General features: G+C 58.0%; 17 protein-coding genes and 1 tRNA gene. 8 read left to right on the top strand and 10 right to left on the bottom strand.

Annotated elements, in window-relative coordinates; all coding sequences use genetic code 11:
* Window positions 1–3: 3 nt before the first annotated feature.
* Window positions 4–972 (bottom strand): helix-turn-helix domain-containing protein, encoded by a 969-nt coding sequence (locus QVF59_RS11400; protein WP_230723991.1) that lies wholly within the window; start codon window positions 970–972, stop codon window positions 4–6.
* 588 nt (window positions 973–1,560) lie between these two features.
* The gene (locus QVF59_RS11395; RefSeq protein ID WP_287879918.1) at window positions 1,561–2,451 is read right to left on the bottom strand and encodes a LysR family transcriptional regulator; all 891 of its coding nucleotides are present in this window, start codon (window positions 2,449–2,451) and stop codon (window positions 1,561–1,563) included.
* A gap of 118 nt (window positions 2,452–2,569) precedes the next feature.
* Between QVF59_RS11395 and QVF59_RS11390 the strand changes: the two genes are divergently transcribed.
* Together QVF59_RS11390 and QVF59_RS11385 are read left to right on the top strand one after the other, a co-directional pair.
* Complete coding sequence (locus QVF59_RS11390) at window positions 2,570–3,325, top strand: SDR family oxidoreductase (RefSeq protein ID WP_287879916.1); 756 nt, start codon at window positions 2,570–2,572, stop codon at window positions 3,323–3,325.
* A gap of 215 nt (window positions 3,326–3,540) precedes the next feature.
* Window positions 3,541–4,155: a tyrosine-type recombinase/integrase gene (locus tag QVF59_RS11385; protein WP_287879913.1), complete on the top strand. Its 615-nt coding sequence runs from the start codon at window positions 3,541–3,543 to the stop codon at window positions 4,153–4,155.
* A gap of 117 nt (window positions 4,156–4,272) precedes the next feature.
* Here the strand turns inward: QVF59_RS11385 and QVF59_RS11380 are convergent, their stop codons facing one another.
* The 3 genes from QVF59_RS11380 to QVF59_RS11370 are packed head-to-tail and all read right to left on the bottom strand — an operon-like array spanning window position 4,273 to window position 7,022.
* Window positions 4,273–4,995, bottom strand: coding sequence for a pirin family protein (locus QVF59_RS11380; protein ID WP_287879910.1), 723 nt, complete (start codon window positions 4,993–4,995; stop codon window positions 4,273–4,275).
* 12 nt (window positions 4,996–5,007) lie between these two features.
* Window positions 5,008–6,075, bottom strand: coding sequence for an alkene reductase (locus tag QVF59_RS11375; RefSeq protein WP_287879907.1), 1,068 nt, complete (start codon window positions 6,073–6,075; stop codon window positions 5,008–5,010).
* 14 nt (window positions 6,076–6,089) lie between these two features.
* Entirely contained in the window at window positions 6,090–7,022 is a 933-nt protein-coding gene (locus QVF59_RS11370; RefSeq protein WP_287879905.1) for an SDR family NAD(P)-dependent oxidoreductase, read from the bottom strand.
* A gap of 102 nt (window positions 7,023–7,124) precedes the next feature.
* Between QVF59_RS11370 and QVF59_RS11365 the strand changes: the two genes are divergently transcribed.
* Window positions 7,125–8,006, top strand: a complete 882-nt coding sequence (locus QVF59_RS11365) for a LysR family transcriptional regulator (protein WP_287879902.1) — start codon at window positions 7,125–7,127, stop codon at window positions 8,004–8,006.
* A gap of 299 nt (window positions 8,007–8,305) precedes the next feature.
* Here QVF59_RS11365 and QVF59_RS11360 read toward each other — a convergent pair whose 3' ends face one another.
* The 3 genes from QVF59_RS11360 to QVF59_RS11350 all read right to left on the bottom strand — a co-directional run bounded on the left by QVF59_RS11360 (window position 8,306) and on the right by QVF59_RS11350 (window position 11,491).
* Window positions 8,306–10,051, bottom strand: a complete 1,746-nt coding sequence (locus tag QVF59_RS11360) for a site-specific integrase (protein ID WP_287879900.1) — start codon at window positions 10,049–10,051, stop codon at window positions 8,306–8,308.
* A gap of 155 nt (window positions 10,052–10,206) precedes the next feature.
* Window positions 10,207–10,297, bottom strand: a tRNA-Ser gene (locus QVF59_RS11355).
* A gap of 63 nt (window positions 10,298–10,360) precedes the next feature.
* On the bottom strand, window positions 10,361–11,491 hold the full coding sequence (locus QVF59_RS11350) for a GNAT family N-acetyltransferase (RefSeq protein WP_287879898.1): 1,131 nt from the start codon (window positions 11,489–11,491) through the stop codon (window positions 10,361–10,363).
* 73 nt (window positions 11,492–11,564) lie between these two features.
* Here QVF59_RS11350 and QVF59_RS11345 point away from each other — a divergent pair, with 73 nt between their 5' ends.
* The 3 genes from QVF59_RS11345 to lolA all read left to right on the top strand — a co-directional run bounded on the left by QVF59_RS11345 (window position 11,565) and on the right by lolA (window position 15,009).
* The gene (locus tag QVF59_RS11345) at window positions 11,565–13,160 is read left to right on the top strand and encodes an NAD+ synthase (RefSeq protein ID WP_287879896.1); all 1,596 of its coding nucleotides are present in this window, start codon (window positions 11,565–11,567) and stop codon (window positions 13,158–13,160) included.
* Window positions 13,161–13,231: 71 nt separating this feature from the next.
* Complete coding sequence (locus tag QVF59_RS11340; protein ID WP_287879894.1) at window positions 13,232–14,239, top strand: hypothetical protein; 1,008 nt, start codon at window positions 13,232–13,234, stop codon at window positions 14,237–14,239.
* A gap of 161 nt (window positions 14,240–14,400) precedes the next feature.
* Window positions 14,401–15,009: an outer membrane lipoprotein periplasmic chaperone LolA gene (lolA, locus tag QVF59_RS11335; protein WP_287879891.1), complete on the top strand. Its 609-nt coding sequence runs from the start codon at window positions 14,401–14,403 to the stop codon at window positions 15,007–15,009.
* A gap of 30 nt (window positions 15,010–15,039) precedes the next feature.
* Here lolA and QVF59_RS11330 read toward each other — a convergent pair whose 3' ends face one another.
* Window positions 15,040–15,957 (bottom strand): alpha/beta hydrolase, encoded by a 918-nt coding sequence (locus tag QVF59_RS11330; protein WP_287879889.1) that lies wholly within the window; start codon window positions 15,955–15,957, stop codon window positions 15,040–15,042.
* 84 nt (window positions 15,958–16,041) lie between these two features.
* On the opposite strand from QVF59_RS11330, the gene QVF59_RS11325 reads away from it, so the two are divergent.
* Both QVF59_RS11325 and serS read left to right on the top strand, forming a co-directional pair.
* The gene (locus QVF59_RS11325; RefSeq protein WP_287879888.1) at window positions 16,042–17,352 is read left to right on the top strand and encodes a replication-associated recombination protein A; all 1,311 of its coding nucleotides are present in this window, start codon (window positions 16,042–16,044) and stop codon (window positions 17,350–17,352) included.
* A gap of 315 nt (window positions 17,353–17,667) precedes the next feature.
* The gene (gene serS, locus QVF59_RS11320; protein ID WP_287879887.1) at window positions 17,668–18,954 is read left to right on the top strand and encodes a serine--tRNA ligase; all 1,287 of its coding nucleotides are present in this window, start codon (window positions 17,668–17,670) and stop codon (window positions 18,952–18,954) included.
* A 104-nt stretch (window positions 18,955–19,058) separates the two neighbouring features.
* Here the strand turns inward: serS and QVF59_RS11315 are convergent, their stop codons facing one another.
* Entirely contained in the window at window positions 19,059–19,970 is a 912-nt protein-coding gene (locus QVF59_RS11315; protein WP_287879885.1) for an N-acetylmuramoyl-L-alanine amidase, read from the bottom strand.
* Window positions 19,971–19,979: the final 9 nt, after the last annotated feature.

Genomic DNA, 19,979 nt, shown 5'->3' with positions numbered 1-19,979 from the left:
GATTCACCGCCACCGGCCAAGCCGGAGTTTGGAAGTATCAAGCTCAAACTCGTCTTCAATGCCAAGCTTTTTCATGATTGCTGGCAACACTTGATGAATCACTCGCATGCCGGTAAGCAGTTCATTCATATAGATGTCCGGATGGAGGCGACTTTGGTCAAAGCCAAGGCTACGCGCTTCTGCGGCCTGACCCAACTCGTCGTGGGAATCAAAGACCAGATCCATCAACTCGGCTCTGAGAGGGATGCCAGCACGAAATGCACGCTCCTTCAGATACGCGACCATTTCAGTGACCTCAGACTCTACTTTGTGCTTGAAACTTGGAAAGCCAGGAACCTTGTTCTCGTCCAGATCCAGCTTCGATGCGGCCAGGCTGAGCAGTGCAGCATCAAGTTCCCAAGCTGGGGTGTCGAATAGATCCAACTCGTCGTCGAAAACCAAATCCGACACGAACGCTGCATAGAAGCCGTACACATTTGTGAGTGACTTGAACATGTCATAGATGAGTGAAGCAATCTCGTTGTCCCAGACGGCCTCGCCTTCATCATCGTCATCCTCCGCTATGGAAGCCCCCAACTCCTCGGGAAATGGCTGAGGAATATTAACCCCCATCTCTTGAAGCACATGAAAGGTGTTCCAGAATAGGACGCAATTGTCGTCATCCACATCCTCAACTAACGGTGCCGTTTTGTAGCCAGTCTCCGCACTGCACTCAGCGAGATCAGCAAGGTAGCGAATAAGCTTTACCCATTTCTTGGCATCTTCTTTGGAGCCAGCAAGCAAGACAATGTCCGGATCCAGATCGTCCAAGCCCGCCAGTTCGCTCAACTTTTCGCTCATTTCGAATGAAATGTGCTCGCCGTTCTTCCACTTGCTAATCTGTGCAGGCGAAACCCCGAGCCTAAGGGCAAGTGCCTTCTGGGTGCAGCCCTGAGCGGACAGTGCGAGTTCCACGAGCGACGATGACTTCATGTACGGTCTCTTTGTTAAGTAAATTTAATTACATTATTACTTAATATCGTACGTATGTCTCTCGAGAACTGCAACACTTGACTTGCTATTTCGGCGCATGGATCGAACGACGGTCGCTAGAGGTCCAGTTAGCTGGGGCGAAGGAAGATCTCACTTGGGTCGGGTCTTCGAATGCTATCGCCCCCGCCACTGTATTCCGCTGGCGTGAGGAACTGGTGCCAAATGACCGCAGCGACTCTCAGACCGCCTGTTCGTGCGGGGTTAGGCCGCGCAAGCGAGTGGCCAGCAGATCGCCAACACTGACTGTTCGACCGCAGACGCCGAAGGACAGCAACCGCTACACAGCGGTTCTTCAAGAAATGCAGCTTCACCGTCCGCTTAGGCCGAACTCCTGCCAACCAAGTTGACGAACTGTCAGGTGGTCGGCCTTAGCAGACAATCGCAGCTATAGGTGACTACGTCCGCAGCCGCACTTAATCCTGCCGTTTGCACTCATGGTGGTAAATGACCGCTACGTTTTGTCATGAGGAGCTCGACACTGCCTGGTCTGCCGATCAAAGCCGCATACTGTGACGCGTTATCGTGTGCTTAGCCCCTGTATCGCAGTGCATCGATGATCAATGAGAGTGCGCGGGATGGCTGACGCCGGCTAGCATAGTACATGTGCAGCCCTGGGAGGGTGGGGAACCAATCTTCGAGCACGTACTGCAACTTGCCGGCTGTGACATGCGGCTCGGCCAAATCCTCTGGAACGAATGCTAGGCCGCAACCGGTAAGTGCAGCGTTGAGCGTTTGGTAGGCTCCATTGAATGTTGCTTGCCCATCACCGCGGATCTGTAGCACACGTTTCCCCTTTTTCAATTCCCACGCGTAAAGCCCCCCGCTGGCGAAACGCAGGGAGATGCAGTTGTGACCAAGGAGATCCTCCGGCTTTCTAGGCAAGGGCCTTGATTGAAGATAGTCAAGTGTGCCTACGATCACCATCCGACGGTCTGGCCCGATCCGTACCGCAATCATGTCCTTGGCAACTTGGTCGCCAGAACGGATACCGAGGTCATAGCGCTGCGCTACAACGTCCACCAAGCCGTAGTCGATAGCGATGTCTACTTTCAGATCTGGGTAGTCGAGAAGCAGCGGCGCTAACTTCGGCCACAACACTGTATCTACGGCATAGTCGGTTGATGTAACGCGGATCGTGCCTTTGGGTTTGTCTGCAAGATCGCTAACCGCATTAAGCTCTGCGTCCACCTCGGCCAGACGTGGCCCCACTGACTCTACCAGCTGCGCGCCAGCATCTGTTACCGACACACTGCGCGTTGTCCTCGCCAGCAAGCGTACCCCAAGGGACTCTTCCAGGTTCCGAACTGTGTGACTCAACGCCGAGGGTGAAACTCCCAGAAGTGCAGCTGCCCGGGTGAAGCTCTTCTCGCGAGCGACCACGAGAAATGCTTGAACATCGCTGATTCTATCGCGCGGCATAGCTGAATCCTATTCACAAGTTTATGCGGATTGTGACATCTAGTCACATGAACGTCATGCGCATACAGTAATGGCATTCACTGCAAGACCGCAGAAAAATCACTAGATGGAGTACTACATGAATCCTACCTACAACTTCGACGGGCAGGTTGCCCTAGTAACTGGTGCCGGCTCTGGACTGGGCTTGGCAACCGCGCAAGCCTTTGCCAAAGCCGGCGCAGCTGTGGCACTCGTTGACCATGATGCTAGTCGAGTTGCCGCAGCGACCTTGGCACTGACAGAAGCTGGTCACCGTGCAATCTGGATTGTCTGCGATGTGTCCGATGAAGCGCAGGCCAAGGCCGCCGTGGAACGTACAGTAAGTGAATTCGGACGACTAGACATGGCCTACAACAATGCAGGCATCCTCGGCCCGATGTGTGAAATGTCTGAAGAGACAGTGGAAGGCTTTGATGCCACTCTGGCAGTCAATCTACGCGGTGTGTGGGCTTTCATGAAGCACGAACTACTGCAAATGAAAAAACAGGGTAGTGGAGCCATCGTCAACTGTTCTTCGCTGGGTGGGTTAGTAGGCCTGTCAGGTCGCGCGGCTTACCACGCAAGTAAACACGGGATCATCGGCCTTACCAAGAGTGCCGCGCTCGATGTAGCCAGCAAAGGCATCCGCATCAATGCAGTGTGTCCCGGCTGCATCGATACCCCCATGGGCGACAACATCGCCCCGACCGCAATGACCGAGTTTCTGAAGTTGCAGCCGATTGGCCGGATGGGTCGTCCCGAGGAGGTCGCAGCAGCAGTGTTGTGGCTATGCAGCCCTGCCGCCAGCATGGTATTGGGTGTAGCGCTCCCGGTAGATGGCGGCTTCGTCGCCTGACGAGTGAGGTTGTCGTGCACCACCTACGGCGCAATTCTTCTGTCGTCAATGAACAACACGAATTGCGCTGGACGGTGTACCGCGAACATCCTGTTCATTGCAATCTTATCCTGGCAAGAAACCTAGGGTCGGCTTTGGCCGAAATCAAGCTCTTCCTGCCATGCTGTTCATGACAGCCAATACTCAGATTCCTTCTCACTGAAAAGGAGTCTGACATGGATACTGCACAAAAGCGCGAAGCTTGGAACAAGGGCGAGATGATTGGCCAAAAGCCACCACTCAAGCCAAAGGATATCTGGGCTATCCGGATCCATCTTCAGAACAAGCATGCGGTGCGTGACTTGGCGATGTTCAACTTAGCTATCGACAGCAAACTTCGTGGATGTGATCTCGTTAACCTACGGGTTCGTGACGTGACACATGGAAACCAGATTCTGCCCCGTGCGATTGTTATTCAGCGCAAGACTCAACGGCCTGTGCAATTTGAACTGACGGAGCCGACAAGGCTGGCCGTGTCCGCATGGCTAGAAAAAGCGCACCTGCGAAGCGATCAATATCTGTTTCCTAGTCGGCTGGCGGACTCTCCACACCTATCGACTCGCCAATACGCACGGATAGTGCATAGGTGGGTCTCGACAACTGGGCTGGACTCATCCATTTATGGCACACACTCATTACGTCGGACCAAGGCAACATTGATCTACAAAAAGACAAAAAATCTGCGTGCTGTACAAATCTTACTTGGCCACACCAAGCTGGAGAGCACGGTTCGGTACCTAGGTATCGAAGTCGATGATGCTCTGGAAATTTCAGAGCCGATTGAAATCTAGGTAGCCACAAGGAAGTTGGCAGCGGACATTCGCAGCCAACGGTGCCCTCATCGGCCAAAGCGGACCTTCCACAGGCTGCTGGACAACGGCTGGTTTGCACGGAGTGTAGAACATGCCTTACCGTGAATCGCCCCAGAACATCACCACTTTGGCGGGGCCAGACTCTGCTTTTAAGCGTACTTCTCGTGGGTGTTCGCTTGCCGTGTAGACAGGAAGCCCATGGCCATCAAGGAAGAAGGCTTCACCGTTAATATTGGTCTCGCCAAAAATAGGCATCGCAAACATGTTCATCCCGGCGGGGACCGGGATATCCAGTTCCGCACTGTCCTCCAGCGAGATGTCCAGCAAAGTCACATTGGTTGGCGGCTTTAACGGTGACGTCACCCCAGACAGCGATCCCAGCACCACACGAATCTTGCTGCCCGGCACCCGCAGCATCGGGATGTTTTCTGGCTCAAGACTGAGTGCAGAAGGTGCCGTCTGTTCGAGCTCCGGCGGCAGACTCACAAAGATCTGCAAGGAGTGCACGGTCTTGCCTTCTTCGGCAGGGTCTTCCTGGTGGATGATCCCGCTGCCAGCTGTTGCCCAATGCAGCCCACCGGGGCGAATGAGATTGTGGGTGCCAAGAGAGTCCCGGTTGTCGATACCGGTCTCCGAATCCAGAAAGACATAGGACACGGCACAGAATCCGGCATGTCGGTGCGACGGGAAGGTCGGCCCGCTCATCCAGGCGTGGTCAACACCAAGGAAAGGAGCGAGTACGTTGCCTTCGGCACGCAGGGTATAGGCTCTGAAATGACCACCGTGATTCATCCGCTGCAAAGGAGCAATAACTGGCATATTGGTTTCCGTTTAGTGCGTGGTGCTGAGTGCCGGATAGTCAGTAAAGCCCTTTTCCGTGCCGCCAAAGTAAGTGCTACGGTCGGCCTCGTTGAATGGCGCGTTGGCTTCCAGTCTTGTGATGAAGTCCGGGTTCGCCAGAATCATTTGCCCGTAGGACTCCAGGTCCGCCAGTCCGGCAGCCACATCGTCCCCGATTTGCTCGCGCGGCTTGCCTGGGCGGTTCAGGATCAGGCTTTGTTTCCACAGGATGCGGATGTCTTGCAGCAGGTCTTCGTGACCAAGGTGCATCAGGTGCAAATAGGCCAGGCCCAGCTTGTTCAGTTCGGCAACCAGGTAACGGTAAAGCGCGGGGCCGTTTTCACCCTCATCAATGCCCCACATGTTCATGCCCGGGGACAGGCGGATTGCCGTGCGGTCAGCGCCGATTTCTGCAGCGATGGCGGCAGCAACTTCGATGGCAAAGCGGGCACGGTTTTCGATTGCGCCGCCATATTCATCGGTACGGGTGTTGGCACTGGGTGCCAGGAACTGGTGAATGAGGTAGGCGTTAGCCCCGTGAATTTCCACGCCATCGGCACCCGCCTCAATGGCACGGCGCGCTGCAATACGGAAGTCCTGGATGGTCTGGTGCACTTCCTCAGTACTAAGAGCACGGGGAACGGGTGCATCCTGCATGCCGGTCGGCGTAAACATTTGTGCACCCGGTGCGATGGCAGAAGGAGCAACGCCTTGGCGATGATGCGGCGTATTGTCGGGGTGCGACATACGGCCAGCATGCATCAACTGAATGAACAAACGGCTGCCTTTGGCGTGTACGGCATCGGAGACGTGCTTCCAGCCGGCAACATGTGCATCGGTATAGATGCCCGGGGTCATCAGATAACCCTGGCCATCATCAGAAGGCTGGGTGCCCTCGGCAATGATCAGGCCTACTTCGGCGCGCTGGGCATAATACTCAGCAGTCAGTTTGCCGGGGGTGCCAACAAATTCTGCACGACTACGTGTCATCGGAGCCATGGCAACACGGTTTTTCAGGGTGTAACGGCCAAGTGTGGTCGGGGTGAAGATCTGTTTCATGTGGAAATCCTTTGTTATCGAATGGGGTGTGTTGCAGGGGAGTGGCTTCCGGTTTGTGTTGTTTCATACACACCGGTTTTTGCCAGCAGATGTTCTGAAGCGGCCATGAACTGCTGGATGTGCTGTGCATCCAGCCCGGGCGAGGGAAGAATGGCCTGCGCTTTACGGTTGAAGAACGAACCGCTATACCATTCCAGATCCGGGCTGAGCAACAGTGGCAGCATCCGCTGTGCGTATTGTTCCGGCGTCGGCGTTAGCCAGCCAATCAGTGTTTCCATGACACGAGACTTGAGGCTGCCTTTGCCAAAGAAATTGTCACGGATACCGGTTTTGATGAGTCCGGGATTGAGGCCGAAGAAAGTCACATGGGGGTAGCGTCTGGCCCCATCGAGCACCAGCATTTCATTGCCCGCTACGGTATTCATGTGGGCAGCCATCGCGCTGTAGGACTGCTCGGCATTCAAGTCGGCATACACACCCTTTTGGCCACTACCGGGATAGCCCATAAGGAATACACGCGGCTTCAATGCCGCTTGTTGGCGCAGGATGCCAAGACGGGGTGCCAACTGTTGCAGCATCAGCAGGCGATTCAAATAGCTGACCGCCAGGTCTCGCTCGATACCTTCCGCCGTTTCCTGGCGCTGAGGTGCGGCAAAAATGCCGGTGGTGAAAACCAGCAGGTCGAGCTCTTCCGCAGGCAGCAAAGCCGCAACCCGCTGTGCTTCCTTCATCAGGCTCAGGTCTGCCTGAATGAAGTGAATATTGGCGATGTTGCCGTCGCGGAAGGTCTGGCCAACAACAGTCACCCTTGCACCTGCAGCAGCCAGCTCGCGGCTTAGCGCTCTTCCCAGTCCGCCCGTTCCTCCGATGATGGCAACTTGTTTGCCCTGCAGTGCTCCTGCTGCTACTGGCTTCGCTCGCCAAGCCACTTTCTTGTCCAACGCCATCTGACTTACCTCGTGTTCCTGATGGAGGTGATCATCGTCTTATTTCATATCGGGATAAATATGGTATTTTGGAAATGATTGATCCAAAAATAAGGCAATGAGATGGAGTTCCTCAATGACATGGCCTTGTTCGTCGAGGTCGTGAAGGCCAAGGGATTCCGAGGGGCGGCAGAAGCCAGCGGCGTGCCCAACTCGACCCTATCCCGGCGCATCAGTGCGCTGGAAAAAGCGATTGGCTTGCGGCTGCTGCACCGTACTACGCGGAAAGTCGAGCTGACAGAAGCGGGACAGATTTACTACGAACGCTGCCGGCGCATTGTGGAAGAGGCACGGATTGCCCATGAGCAACTGGGCGAGATGCTGGCGCAACCGAGTGGGGTACTGCGGGCATCACTGCCAGTGGACTTTTCGGTCACCTATCTGGCACCGCTGATTGCAGAATTTGCGCGACGGTATCCTGGGCTGACGTTTGATTTCGACCTGACCCCCCGGCGTTCCGATCTGGTCAGTGAACCGTTTGACGTAGCCATCCGCATGGGGGAGCCAGAAAACTCCCAGCTTATCGCACGCCCACTGGCATCACTACGTGCACAGTTATATGCATCACCGGCTTATCTTGCGCAAAGTGGAGAGCCTGAAAGTCCCGCCGATTTGTCCAAGCACGAGTGTCTGAGCATGCTCAAGTCCGGCGCGGGTTCATGGACCTTGGGACGGGATGGCGAAATGCAAACGGTCAGTGTGGGCGGACGCTTCTCCCTCAACAGCGTCGGCATGATCCGCCGCCTGGCCACGCTGGACATGGGGATTATCCTGATGCCTGAGGCTATCGTTACCGACGATGTTGCATCTGGCAAGCTACGTCGCATCTTGCCTGACTGGTATGGCACACCGCTTCCGGTCTATGCCATCACCGAGACCCGGCTGATTCCGGCCAAGACACAACGGTTCATTGAGTTTCTGCGCGAGCGACTGGGCTCTTCGTAGGAGTTGATCCGGTCTGTCATGTAAAGCAGACGTTGCAATCCCACATGCTGATTGGCCGCTTAGGCCGAACTGCAGCCGACCAGACTGGCGGACTTTCAGTTGGTCGGCCAATGCCATGGCAGTTTCAAACGCTATGTGCAGCAGCAGGTCGAGGTGCTGGTGCCGAATGAGCGCACCCATGTTTGCCACACGCGTTTCGCCACCACATTGGCGACACTGAACTCGCTGCAAGCACTGATTGCCTGCTACCCAGCAGAGTCATCATACGCGCCTTCAAGGTCTTACCAGGGACACCTCCCTTACAGCTTATCCACCCAAATAAACTCCACCTCTGGGAAGGTGATGCGCGACAGGATTTCCAGCTTCTTGTCGACCGGTAGTTCGCCTCGGTATTTCTTCACCACCGCTGACGCTTCCTGGTTCACTTGTCCGTTTTGAATGGTTTCGATGCTGGTGATATTGCTGGCATGGCCGGTGATAGTTTCGGCACTGACCACGCCCAGCACCATCGCCCGGTGCAGGAAGGTGGAGCGGAAGGCGTGCATGCCGACGATGCGGGCATTCGGGGTTTCATCGCGCAGCCCGATTTCCAGCAGGAATTCGGTGAACCACTTCATCGCTTTGGGCGAGGCGCGGCCTGCGGCGGTCGGGAAGGCCTGGAACAGCAAGGTGTCACCGCGCTTCTTGGCTGCCGCCACATAGTCGAGGAAGCCCAGCTCAATCAGTTTGGGATGGATGGGCAGCTTGCGTTTGGAGCCGCCGGTTTTGACTGACTTGTCGATGCGGACATCACCTTCGGATTCGTCGGTAATGTCCATATACCAGGTACCAGTCTGGGCATCCTGCGTGATATCGACTTGCGGGTTCAGTTGGCACAATTCATTGACCCGCGCCCCGGTGAACAGGCCCAGATGGGGAAGCCAGTACTTGTGTGCCATTGCTGGTCGTCGGGCAAAACGTGCCATTTCCGGGCCTTCGAACAGACGCTTCAGTTCTGCCGATTCAAAGGCCCGTTGCCCGCCTTCGGGGTCACGGCGCGAGCCGAGGTATTGCACCCCATCGGTGGTCAGCGTCATCGGCCAGCCGTGGTCCTGCCACTTGCGGCGGCAGTATTTGATGAACGGGGTCATCACTGCGAGGTAGGTGCCGTCGAAGGTCCCCTTGCTCATCTCGCCGCGTTGCTGTTTGGCCAGCTCCAGTGGCCGCAGTTTTTCCTGACGGCAGATGTCTTTCCAGCGTGGTGGCAGGGTTTGCACCGCTTCGAAGTAAGCCTCAAGGTCGGTTTGCTTGAGCAGGCCGATGGGCTTGTCGCCGATGATATCCACCAGCAGCGGCATCACGGCAGTCACCTTGCGCAGCATCGCCACCTTGTCCAGCTTCTGGTAGTAGGCCAGATAGCTTTGGGTGACTTCTGACAGCATCGGTGTTTCCAGCCGCTGTGCCATGACCGGTGTCGGCACTTCCTTGCCGTCATAGCGGCTGAGCAGCTTTTCGTTGGTGCGGATGGCCATGCGGCCATAGGCCAGTGCCAGTCGGCGCATTTCGGGTTCAGTGGCTTTGAGCTGGTAGCGGTACAGCCGCAGGAACTGTTCCAGCGGTCGACGCAATAGTTCGTAATCGCCAATGGCCACGGCGCCTTTCAGGATGCGATTGGCCTCGGTATAGCCGGTCTGGTATTCCTCGATTTCGTCCAGCGTGTAGTGGCCGTTTTCGCGGCGTGCTTCATCCCCGGCCAGACTAACCGACTCGGCATGCAGGCAGATAGCGTCAATGGCTTCAGGGGTGAGTGCGTCGATGTGAGTGATAGCGGCGAGTTGCGTACGCGCGTAACGCTCCGCCTGCCGCTGTCGTTTTTCCTCCCACTCGGAGGTCAGGCGGGCTTCTTCGGCGCGATGGCGCTCAACAGCCGTGCGGTAGTCTTTGGTGCGTAGCGAAAACGTGATTTCTTTTTTGCCGGGATAGCAAACAAGAACGTCAGTCGGGATGCGACGACGAAGATAGTAGGTGCCGGATTGGGGGTGGCGCTGCAGGCCTGTGGGTAACATTGGCATGGTTCATGGTGTTCCGATCCAGAGTATAGGGAACCAGGAAGAAAACTGAACTTATTACCGCCAATGTGTAGGAGTGTTGTGTAGAACTCAGGGGCAAAAAAGCCTTGTAGAACCTTAATTTACTGTAAAAACAACACTTTAGGGATGTTTGGCGGAGAGGGGGGGATTCGAACCCCCGTTAGGGTATTACCCTAAACACGCTTTCCAGGCGTGCGACTTAAACCACTCATCCACCTCTCCAGATGGCTGCTGAGGCTGTCTTTACTGCGTTTCGGCCTCAGAGGCTGCGCAGTATATAAGCCCTTAAGCAGCTGTGCAAGGCTTTTTGTAAGCGGCATGCAAAAAAAGCGTGGCGCGGTAATCGCGGATGGCTTCACGCTCGCGCGCCAGCCAATCGGCAATGGCACGGCGGAATTGCGGATGGGCGATCCAGTGTGCCGAGTGGGTGATGACCGGGGTAAATCCACGGGCCAGTTTGTGTTCACCTTGCGCGCCGCCTTCGAAGCATTGCAGTCCATGCTGGATGGCGTATTCGATTCCGCTGTAATAGCACAACTCGAAATGCAGGCAATCCACCGATTCCAGCGCACCCCAGTAACGGCCATACAGTGTGCTGCCGTCTTGCAGGCACCAGCTGGCTGCAATGGGCTGGTCGCCGCGGCTGGCGACAAACAGGATGCAGTGGCTGGGCAGCAAGCGGCCTGCCATGCGGAAAAAGTCCAGGTCGAGGTAAGGTGGCGAGCGGTGTTCCAGGTAAGTCTGGCGGTAGCAGCGTTCGAAAAACTGCCAGTGCTGATCGGTGATTTCTGCGCCTTTCAGCGCCTGCACGACAATGCCGGCATCGCGTACCTTGCGCCGTTCCTGGCGGATTTTCTTGCGCTTGGCTTGCGACAGGGCGGCCAGAAAAGCGTCGAAATCGGCATAGCCCTGATTTTGCCAATGAAACTGCACGGCTTCGCGCAGCAGCCAGCCGGCATCCTGCATGAGTGCCAGTTCGTCCTCGGCCGGAAACAAGATGTGAGCGGAGGAGAGTTGATGATTTGCCACTACCTGTTGCAGGCCTTGCAGCAGCGCGGCCCGCACCGGGGCCTCCCCCAGCAGGCGCTGGCCGGTAACCGGGGTGAAGGGTGAGGCCAGCAGCAGCTTGGGGTAGTAGTCCAGCCCGGCGCGTTGCCAGGCTTCGGCCCAGGCCCAGTCAAACACGTATTCGCCGCGTGAATGGCTTTTGAGCCAGGCGGGTGCCAGGCCTTGCAGCTGGCCGTGCTGCTCGCTCCAGATGGGCAAGGGCTGCCAGCCGGTGGCCGCGGTGGCACAGCCGCTGTCATGCAGTGCGGTCAACCATTGCCGCTGCATGAACAGGCCGGCATTTGCGGCAAGGCGGTCCCATTCTGCCGCATCCAGGGCATTGAGTTGATCGGCCAGTTGCAGATTCACGTGGTTTCCTTTCGGGCAAGCCGCCATTCTTGGGGTAAAATCGACACTATCCAAACCCATGGTTGTATTCAACATGCGTATTGCGCTCGCTCAGTTCAACCCCGTTGTTGGCGATATTGCCGGCAATACCCGAAAAATTCTCGATCTGGCCCAGGTCGCCATCGCCCAGGGGGCGGATGTACTGGTGACGCCGGAACTGGCGCTCACCGGCTACAGCCCGGAAGACCTGTTGCTGCGCGACAGCTTCTATCAGGCCTGTTCGGCCGCCATGGACCAGTTGCTGGAGCTCGATGGCATTACGCTGGTGATTGGCCATCCGGTCAAGCTGGGTCATGAACGTTTCAATGCCGCCACCGTGCTGCGCGACGGCAACCGCCTGGGCCAGTATCACAAGATGCTGCTGCCCAATAACGAAGTGTTTGACGAGTGCCGTTACTTTACTCCTGGTGCCATGCCGCTGGTATTCCAGCAGGGTGAGCACAAGGTGGGCGTGCTGATTTGCGAGGATGTGTGGTCGGTAGACCCTGCTGCCGAGGCCGCCGACGCAGGGGCCGATGTGGTGGTGGTGCTCAATGCCTCGCCTTTCCATCGCAACAAGATTGAAACCCGTCATGAAGTGCTGCGCTACCGCAGCGAGGAAACCGGCCTGCCGTTTGCCTATGTCAATCTGGTGGGCGGTCAGGACGAGCTGGTATTTGATGGCGCGTCCTTTGCCGTCAACAAGGCGGGCGAGGTCGTCGCACAGGCCGCCGCCTATGATGACGAATTGCTGCTGGTGGACTTTGCCGCGGGCGATCTGCAAGCCGCTCCCGCAAAGGCAGCCCTGCCCGACCCGCTGGAAAGCGTGTACCGCGCGCTGGTGGTGGGCGTGCGCGACTACATCAACAAAAACGGCTTCCCCGGCGTGCTGCTGGGCCTGTCCGGCGGCATCGACTCCGCCCTCACCCTGGCCGTTGCCGTGGATGCACTGGGAGCGGACAAGGTGCATGCGGTGATGATGCCGTCGCGTTATACCGCCGATATTTCCGTCATTGATTCGCGCGACATGATTGGCCGCGTGGGCGTGAAGTACGACGAAATTGAAATCTGGCCAATGTACGAAAGCTTCATGAATGCGCTGGCGGCCAACTTCAACGGCCTTGCCGAAGACACCACCGAAGAAAACCTGCAGGCGCGCATTCGCGGCACCTTACTGATGGCGCTGTCCAACAAAACCGGCAAGTTGGTGCTGACCACCGGCAACAAGTCGGAAATGACCACCGGCTACTGCACGCTGTACGGTGACATGGCCGGCGGCTTTGCCGTGCTGAAGGATGTGGCCAAGACGCTGGTGTTTGCCCTGTGCCGCTGGCGTAACACCCAGGGTGAAATCATTCCGGAGCGCATCATCACCCGTCCGCCTTCAGCCGAGCTGCGCCCGGACCAGAAAGACCAGGACAGCCTGCCACCTTACGACGTGCTGGATGCCATCATGGCGCGCTATGTGGAAGAAAACCTGTCGGCCGAACAGATCATCGCCGATGGCTTTGCCGAAGCCGATGTGCGCAAGGTGGTGCGCCTGCTGAAGATCAACGAGTACAAGCGCCGCCAGGCACCGGTTGGCCCTCGCGTCACCCAGCGCGGTTTTGGCAAGGACTGGCGCTACCCCATCACCAACAAGTTCAGCTGAAGTCTGGCGGGCTGCTCAGCCATGCAGCCCGCACACACCTCCATAACATAACAAATGACTCCGGGATCACCATGAACCTTCGCCCTGCACTCGCCGCTCTTCCGCTTGCCGCCTTGTTGCTTACCGGCTGCGCCAGCCCGCTGGCCGGCAAACCGGCAGACCTCGCCACCCGTCAGGTACTGCGTGACAACCTGCAACATGCCAGTTACAACTTCAGCGGCGAGTTGGGCTTTACCTCGCTGCACGGCAGCAGCGCCGACGACGCCAAGCCACAACTGGCCTATACCATCAACCAGGTAGCGCGTTCCACCAAGGTGGCCATCAATGGCGCACTGGACCAGTCCAGCAAGCGCATGGAGCTGATTCCGTCCTTCCGCTTTGAACGGCGTAATATGCAGGCCAGCATCACCCTGCCCCTGCAACTGAACCTGCAGGATTTCTCGCTGCTGGTGGACCCTTCCGCCTTCGACCTATTCGTGCCGGAGCTGTATAGCGAGCAAACACGTTTTGTCCGCTTCAAGCTACCCAGCGACATCGCCGCCAGAATTCCGCTGGATGCCATGATAAAAGCCCTGCCCGGCCTGGTGGATGAAGGTTACGGCACGGTGGACAAGCAGGTATTTGCACTGGAGCCGCTGGATGACACCGCCCGCCAGCTGGGTGCCAGCTACCAGTTGCGCATTGCCATGAATCCGCTGCAGGAAAGCCAGGTGGTGGTACATATCGTGGATGGCCTGGTCAAGGTGATTCAACAGGAAGCCGAACGCCAGGGTCGCCCGGAGGATGGCAAGCAGGCGGCCTCTGCCTCGCAACTGATACGGGCACTGACCCAACGCTCGGCTGCCGACATGCAAGCCAGTCGCACCGTGTCGCACCTGTATGCCAACCGTCAGGGCCAGCTGCTGGGGATGAATCAGGAAATCACGCTGGACACCCCGCAGCTGCGCGGCCTGGCCTATCTCCACATGCGCTACAGCAATCACGGCAAGCCGGTGTTTGCCTATCAGCCCGCAGCAGCGGATATCGTGGACTACGACAAGCTGCCTAAGCCGCAATGGCTGCAGGACCTGACCAAGTAATCGCCGCCAACACTCCTTAACAGCATGATCCGAACCGCCGCCCCCACTTGCTGTCACACTTTGCTGCCCTGCAAGGTGAGGCATGACAGGGGCGGCGTTTGCCATCCGGCAGCAGGCCGCACTGTCATGACAGTCACCTGCAACTGCCTCAAGGACCCCAGATGAAAAAATTTGCCCTGGCCATGCTGGCCACCGTGCTGACCTTGCCGGTACAGGCTGCCGCCATTGCCCAGCTCAAGGCCTTTGTCAATGACACCAAAACCCTGTCCGCCAGCTTTACCCAGGTGGTAAGCGCCAAGAACAAGAAAGAAGAAGTCGCCGGTCAGCTGGAAATCTCCCGCCCCGGCAAATTCCGTTGGAGTTACAACAAGCCTTACGAGCAGCTGATTGTCGGTGATGGCAAAACGCTGTGGATTTACGACAAGGACCTGGCCCAGGTCACCCGCAAGAACCTGGATGGCGCACTGGGCAGCAGCCCGGCCGCGCTGCTGGCCGGCAACAATGCCATCGAACGCGACTACATCCTGAAAGAAGCAGGTAAACAGGGCGATGTAGAGTGGCTGAGCGCCAGCCCGAAAAAACAGGACAACACCTTCAACGCCATCCGCATGGGCTTTAGCAACAAGATGCTGGTGGAAATGGAGCTGACCGACAGCTTTGGCAATAACACCCGCATCCGTTTTGCCAACCAGCAGAAAAACCCGGCCCTGGCCACCAGCCATTTCAGTTTCACCCCGCCCAAGGGGGTGGATGTCGTCAGCGGCGACTGAGCATCCGGCAAAGGACTTGCCCGCACAGGATCAGGGTGACACCATCCAGCCGGACTGCTGCAAAAAGCGGTCAACCTGCCGGGTATAGTCGCCCGCCGCGCCCAGCTGCTGGTTGATCTGACCGTGGCTCAGGTCCTGCGGCAACACCTGCACCACCACCCCGGCTTGCCTGCCTTTGTCAGCCAGCCCGTGCGCCTGCGTGCAGGACTCCACCCGCTGCAAGGAGCACACCGCCAATAGCGGCGGCGTGCCCGCGCTCAGCAAGCTAGTGGGCGACAAACGGTCCCAGCGCGCGGCATCGCTACCAAAAGCCTTTTCATACAAGGGAAAATGCGGGCCGCGCATGATGCCTGCCACCTCCAGTGCCGCACTATCCAGCAGCACGGTTGCCAGCCATGGCTGCACGCCATGGCGCTGGCGCAGCGCGGCATCGGTACTCAGCAAACCCGCCAGATGCGCACCGGCCGAATGCCCCATCAAGACCAGCTGCCGCTTGTTTGCCCCCCATTCGGCGGCATGCGCCTGCACCCAGGCCACGGCACTGGCTACGTCCTCTGCCTGCTCCTCCACCGGAGCCTGCGGCAGCAGGCGATAATCCAGCGACACCAGCACCACCCCGGCAGGCAGCCAGTGCGCCAGCTTGTTATCCACCACATTGGCCGCCTGCTTGCTGCCCATGCGCCAGGCACCGCCGTGCACCATTACCATTAATGGCCGGCCCTGCCCTTCGCCCGCAGGCAGATAGACATCCAGTCGTTGCCGCACATCCGGGCCATATGCCAGGTCAGCCAGCTTGCGCACTCCGGATGGCAGGCTGCGGCGACTGGCGGCATCCTCCTCTGCCAAGCCATCGTGACTGGCCGTGCGTTGCTGCAGCCAATCCCGCAATGGCCCGCCCACAGCCGGGAAAGCCAGGGCCAGCAATAGCAAAACAATGTATTTCTTCATCACTCAATCCTCGTGCCAGCCGCTGCGGTGCGCATTGTTCAGCTGATATACTAGCAGGCCGTTTCTCCTGCCATATTAGCCGCCATGAATGATCTGTTTGCCCAGGAAGCCAAAAAACCGCTGGCCGAGGCGCTACGCCCCGCCGCGCTGGATGAGGTGATTGGCCAGCAGCACCTGATCGGCCCCGGCAAGCCGCTGCGACTGGCAGTGGAATCCGGCACCTTGCACTCGATGATTCTGTGGGGCCCGCCCGGCGTGGGTAAAACCACGCTGGCGCGCATTCTGGCGGGCAGTTTCGATGCCGAGTTCATTCCGCTCTCTGCCGTGTTCTCCGGGGTGAAGGACATTCGCGACGCGGTGGAACAGGCGCATGCCGCGCTGCAACGCTCTGGCCGTCACACCATTTTGTTTGTCGATGAAGTCCACCGCTTCAACAAAAGCCAGCAGGATGCGTTTTTGCCTTTTGTTGAATCCGGCCTGCTCACCTTTATTGGTGCCACCACGGAAAACCCGTCCTTCGAGGTGAACTCCGCCCTGCTGTCGCGGGCGCAGGTCTATGTACTGAACAGTCTGGGTGAAGACGAACTGGTGTTGTTGTTCCAGCGCGCACGCGACAAGGGCGTACTGGACGGGCTGGAATTCGACGAGCAGGCCATCGCTGCCCTCACCGGCTATGCCGATGGCGATGCACGGCGCTTTCTCAATCTGCTGGAGCAAACCCGCACCGCCGCGCTGGCACGCAAAACCGGCCAGATCACGCAGGATTTTCTGGCCGAAGTGCTCAGCGTCAACGCCCGCCGCTTCGACAAGGGCGGCGATGCCTTCTACGACCAGATTTCCGCCCTGCACAAATCGGTGCGCGGCTCCAACCCCGATGCCGCACTGTACTGGCTCACCCGCATGCTGGATGGTGGAGCGGACCCACGCTATCTGGCGCGCCGCCTGGTGCGCATGGCCTGGGAAGACATTGGCCTCGCCGACCCGCGCGCCATGCAGATTGCCAACGACGCCGCCGCCACCTACGAGCGGCTGGGCAGCCCGGAAGGCGAACTGGCACTGGCGCAGGCTGCCATTTACCTGGCCGTGGCGGCAAAGAGCAATGCCGGCTACATGGCCTACAACCAGGCACGCGCCTTCATCAAGCAGGACAAGAGCCGCCCGGTGCCGGTACACCTGCGCAATGCGCCCACCAAGCTGATGAAAGAGCTGGGCTATGGCCATGAATACCGCTATGCCCATGACGAACCGAATGCCTACGCTGCCGGTGAAACCTATCTTCCTGACGGGATAGAAGAACCGGGTTGGTATCAGCCGGTGCCGCGCGGGCTGGAAATCAAGATTGGTGAAAAACTTGCACAGCTGAAGAAGTGGGATGAAGAAGCCGGCAAGAAATAAAGCTGCCGCTCCAATCACGGGCTGACCCATGGCTGACTGGCATCGACCGCAGGCCAACTGGACGTCGTCTGCCAGCATCTACAAGCCCGCCAGCATTGCTTATAATGCTGGTTTTGCCTGCAACAGGCAGGACAAAGCCTGCCGGTTGCCGTTACACTTGTGTTTTTAGAGAACAGGTTGGTGCTGCAAGCCTCAGGCAGGCAGTGCAGCATCACACAGCGGTTGCTTTCCCTCCGCATGCAGGATTCAGTAAAGGGCTGATGCTGTTGCACAGCCCGCTACCAGCAAGACACTTCAATACCATCAGGATTTTCCATGCTAGACATTCAATTGCTCCGTAACGATCTGGACGCTGTTGCTGCCCGCCTGGCCAGCCGTGGCTACACCCTGGACACCGCCGCTTTCACCGAAATGGAAGCCGACCGCAAGGCACTGCAAACCCGCATGCAGGAACTGCAATCGCGCCGCAATGCCACCTCCAAGCAAATTGGCGAAGCCAAGCGCAAGGGTGAGGATGTTTCCGCCATCATGGCCGAAGTGGCAAACCTGGGCGATGAGCTGAAAGCAGCCGAAGCCGCCTTCGAAGCCGTGCAAGCCAAGCTGGACGCCCTGCTGATGAGCATTCCCAACCTGCCGAACGAATCGGTACCGGCAGGCAAGGACGAGAACGACAATGTGGAAGTGCGCCGTATTGGCGTACCGCGCCAATTCGACTTTGAAGTAAAAGACCATGTCGATATCGGCACACCGCTGGGTCTGGACTTCGACACGGGTGCCAAGCTGTCCGGTGCGCGCTTTACCGTGCTGAAGGGCGACATTGCCCGCCTGCACCGCGCGCTGGCGCAGTTCATGCTCAACACCCACACCGGCGAGCATGGCTATACCGAGCACTACACCCCGTACATCGTCAACGACAGCGCCCTGCTGGGCACCGGTCAGCTGCCGAAGTTTGCCGAAGACATGTTCAAGGTGACCAAGGGCGGTGAAGAAGGCACGGTGGACCAGTACCTGATTTCCACCTCGGAAATCACCCTGACCAATACCGTGAGCAACAGCATCATGAAAATGGAAGAGCTGCCGCTGAAGCTGACTGCCCACTCGCCTTGCTTCCGCTCCGAAGCGGGCAGCTATGGTCGTGACACCCGCGGCATGATCCGCCAGCACCAGTTCGACAAGGTGGAAATGGTGCGTATCGAGCACCCGGACCACTCCTATGCCGCACTGGAAGAAATGGTTGGCCATGCCGAGAACATCCTGAAGGCGCTGGAACTGCCCTACCGCGTGATTACCCTGTGCACCGGCGACATGGGCTTTGGTGCGGCCAAGACTTACGACCTGGAAGTATGGCTGCCGGCACAGAACACCTATCGCGAAATTTCCAGCTGCTCCAACTGTGAAGCCTTCCAGTCGCGCCGCATGCTGGCCCGCTTCAAGGACGAAAACGGCAAGAACCAGCTGGTGCATACCCTGAACGGTTCCGGTCTGGCTGTAGGCCGTACCCTGGTGGCCGTACTGGAAAACTACCAGAACGCCGATGGCAGCGTGACCATTCCGGCCGTGCTGCGCCCCTATATGGGCGGCAAGGAAAAAATCGGCGGCTAACATTGCCGGTCCTGCCAAACAAAAAGCCACGACTTGTCGTGGCTTTTTTTCGTCTGGCACCCCGGTGCCGGGCAGCGTCGTGGGCCGTGCGGACATCAGCCGGCTTACTGGCGGTATTTTTCCAGCAAGGCTTTGGCAATGGCCTCGGTTTGCGCATCGGCATTGCCGCTGTAGTCTGACGGGCGAAAGTGCATCTGGAATGCACTGATGGTTTTGCGGGTATCTTCATCCAGCTCACCGCTTTGCGGAATTTGGTCATAACCATAGCGTTTCAGGCTTTTTTGCACTTCCAATATCACGGCAGCCTGTTTGGGCGCGCGTCCAGCAAGATGTTTTTCCACCGTTTGCGGGTCCGGCCAGGCGCCGATCCCCAAGCCGGCCAATTGCTCCCAGGGAAACAAGGGGCCAGGGTCGGACTTGCGCAAGGGCGCCACGTCGCTGTGACCCAGCACGTTATAGGGCTGGACCTGGTTCCGGGCAATCACATCCTTGAGCAAAATCGACACGGCCTTGATCTGCTGAGGCGTATACGGATACCACTGACGCCAGCCAGTAGGTAATTCGGTGTAGCCGCGGTTGACCATTTCCACGCCCACCGAAGACGCATTCAGCGCACGCCAGCCGCCCCAGCTACTGAGGCCGGCATGCCAGGCACGCTTGCTTTCCGGCACCAATTGCATGATGACTGGCTCTCCACCACGCCATTGCGGGTTTTCCGGCACCAGATAATGTGTGCTGACCTGCGGGCCGGTCAGCATGGCCAGGGAGTCCGCCTGATTCAGCGCCGTGTAATGCAGGATGACAAATCGGATGCGCTCATCCTGGCCCTGGGCGGTAAAGCTGGTATTCAGCACATAATGGTCCGCCACCTTTTCATAAGCAGGCCGGGTCGCTGCCGGGTCAGTCTGCTTGGCCGACATGGTGTTGCTGCAGCCAGCCAGCACAAGCTGACTGGTGCTCAGGACAATGGTTTTATACAGATAGCCACGGGAAAAGACAGGTTTTTTGCTTTGCATGGGATTCTG

Source organism: Aquitalea sp. (assembly GCF_030150775.1).
Lineage (GTDB): Bacteria > Pseudomonadota > Gammaproteobacteria > Burkholderiales > Chromobacteriaceae > Aquitalea > Aquitalea denitrificans.
This window is presented reverse-complemented; position numbering and strand designations above follow the sequence as displayed.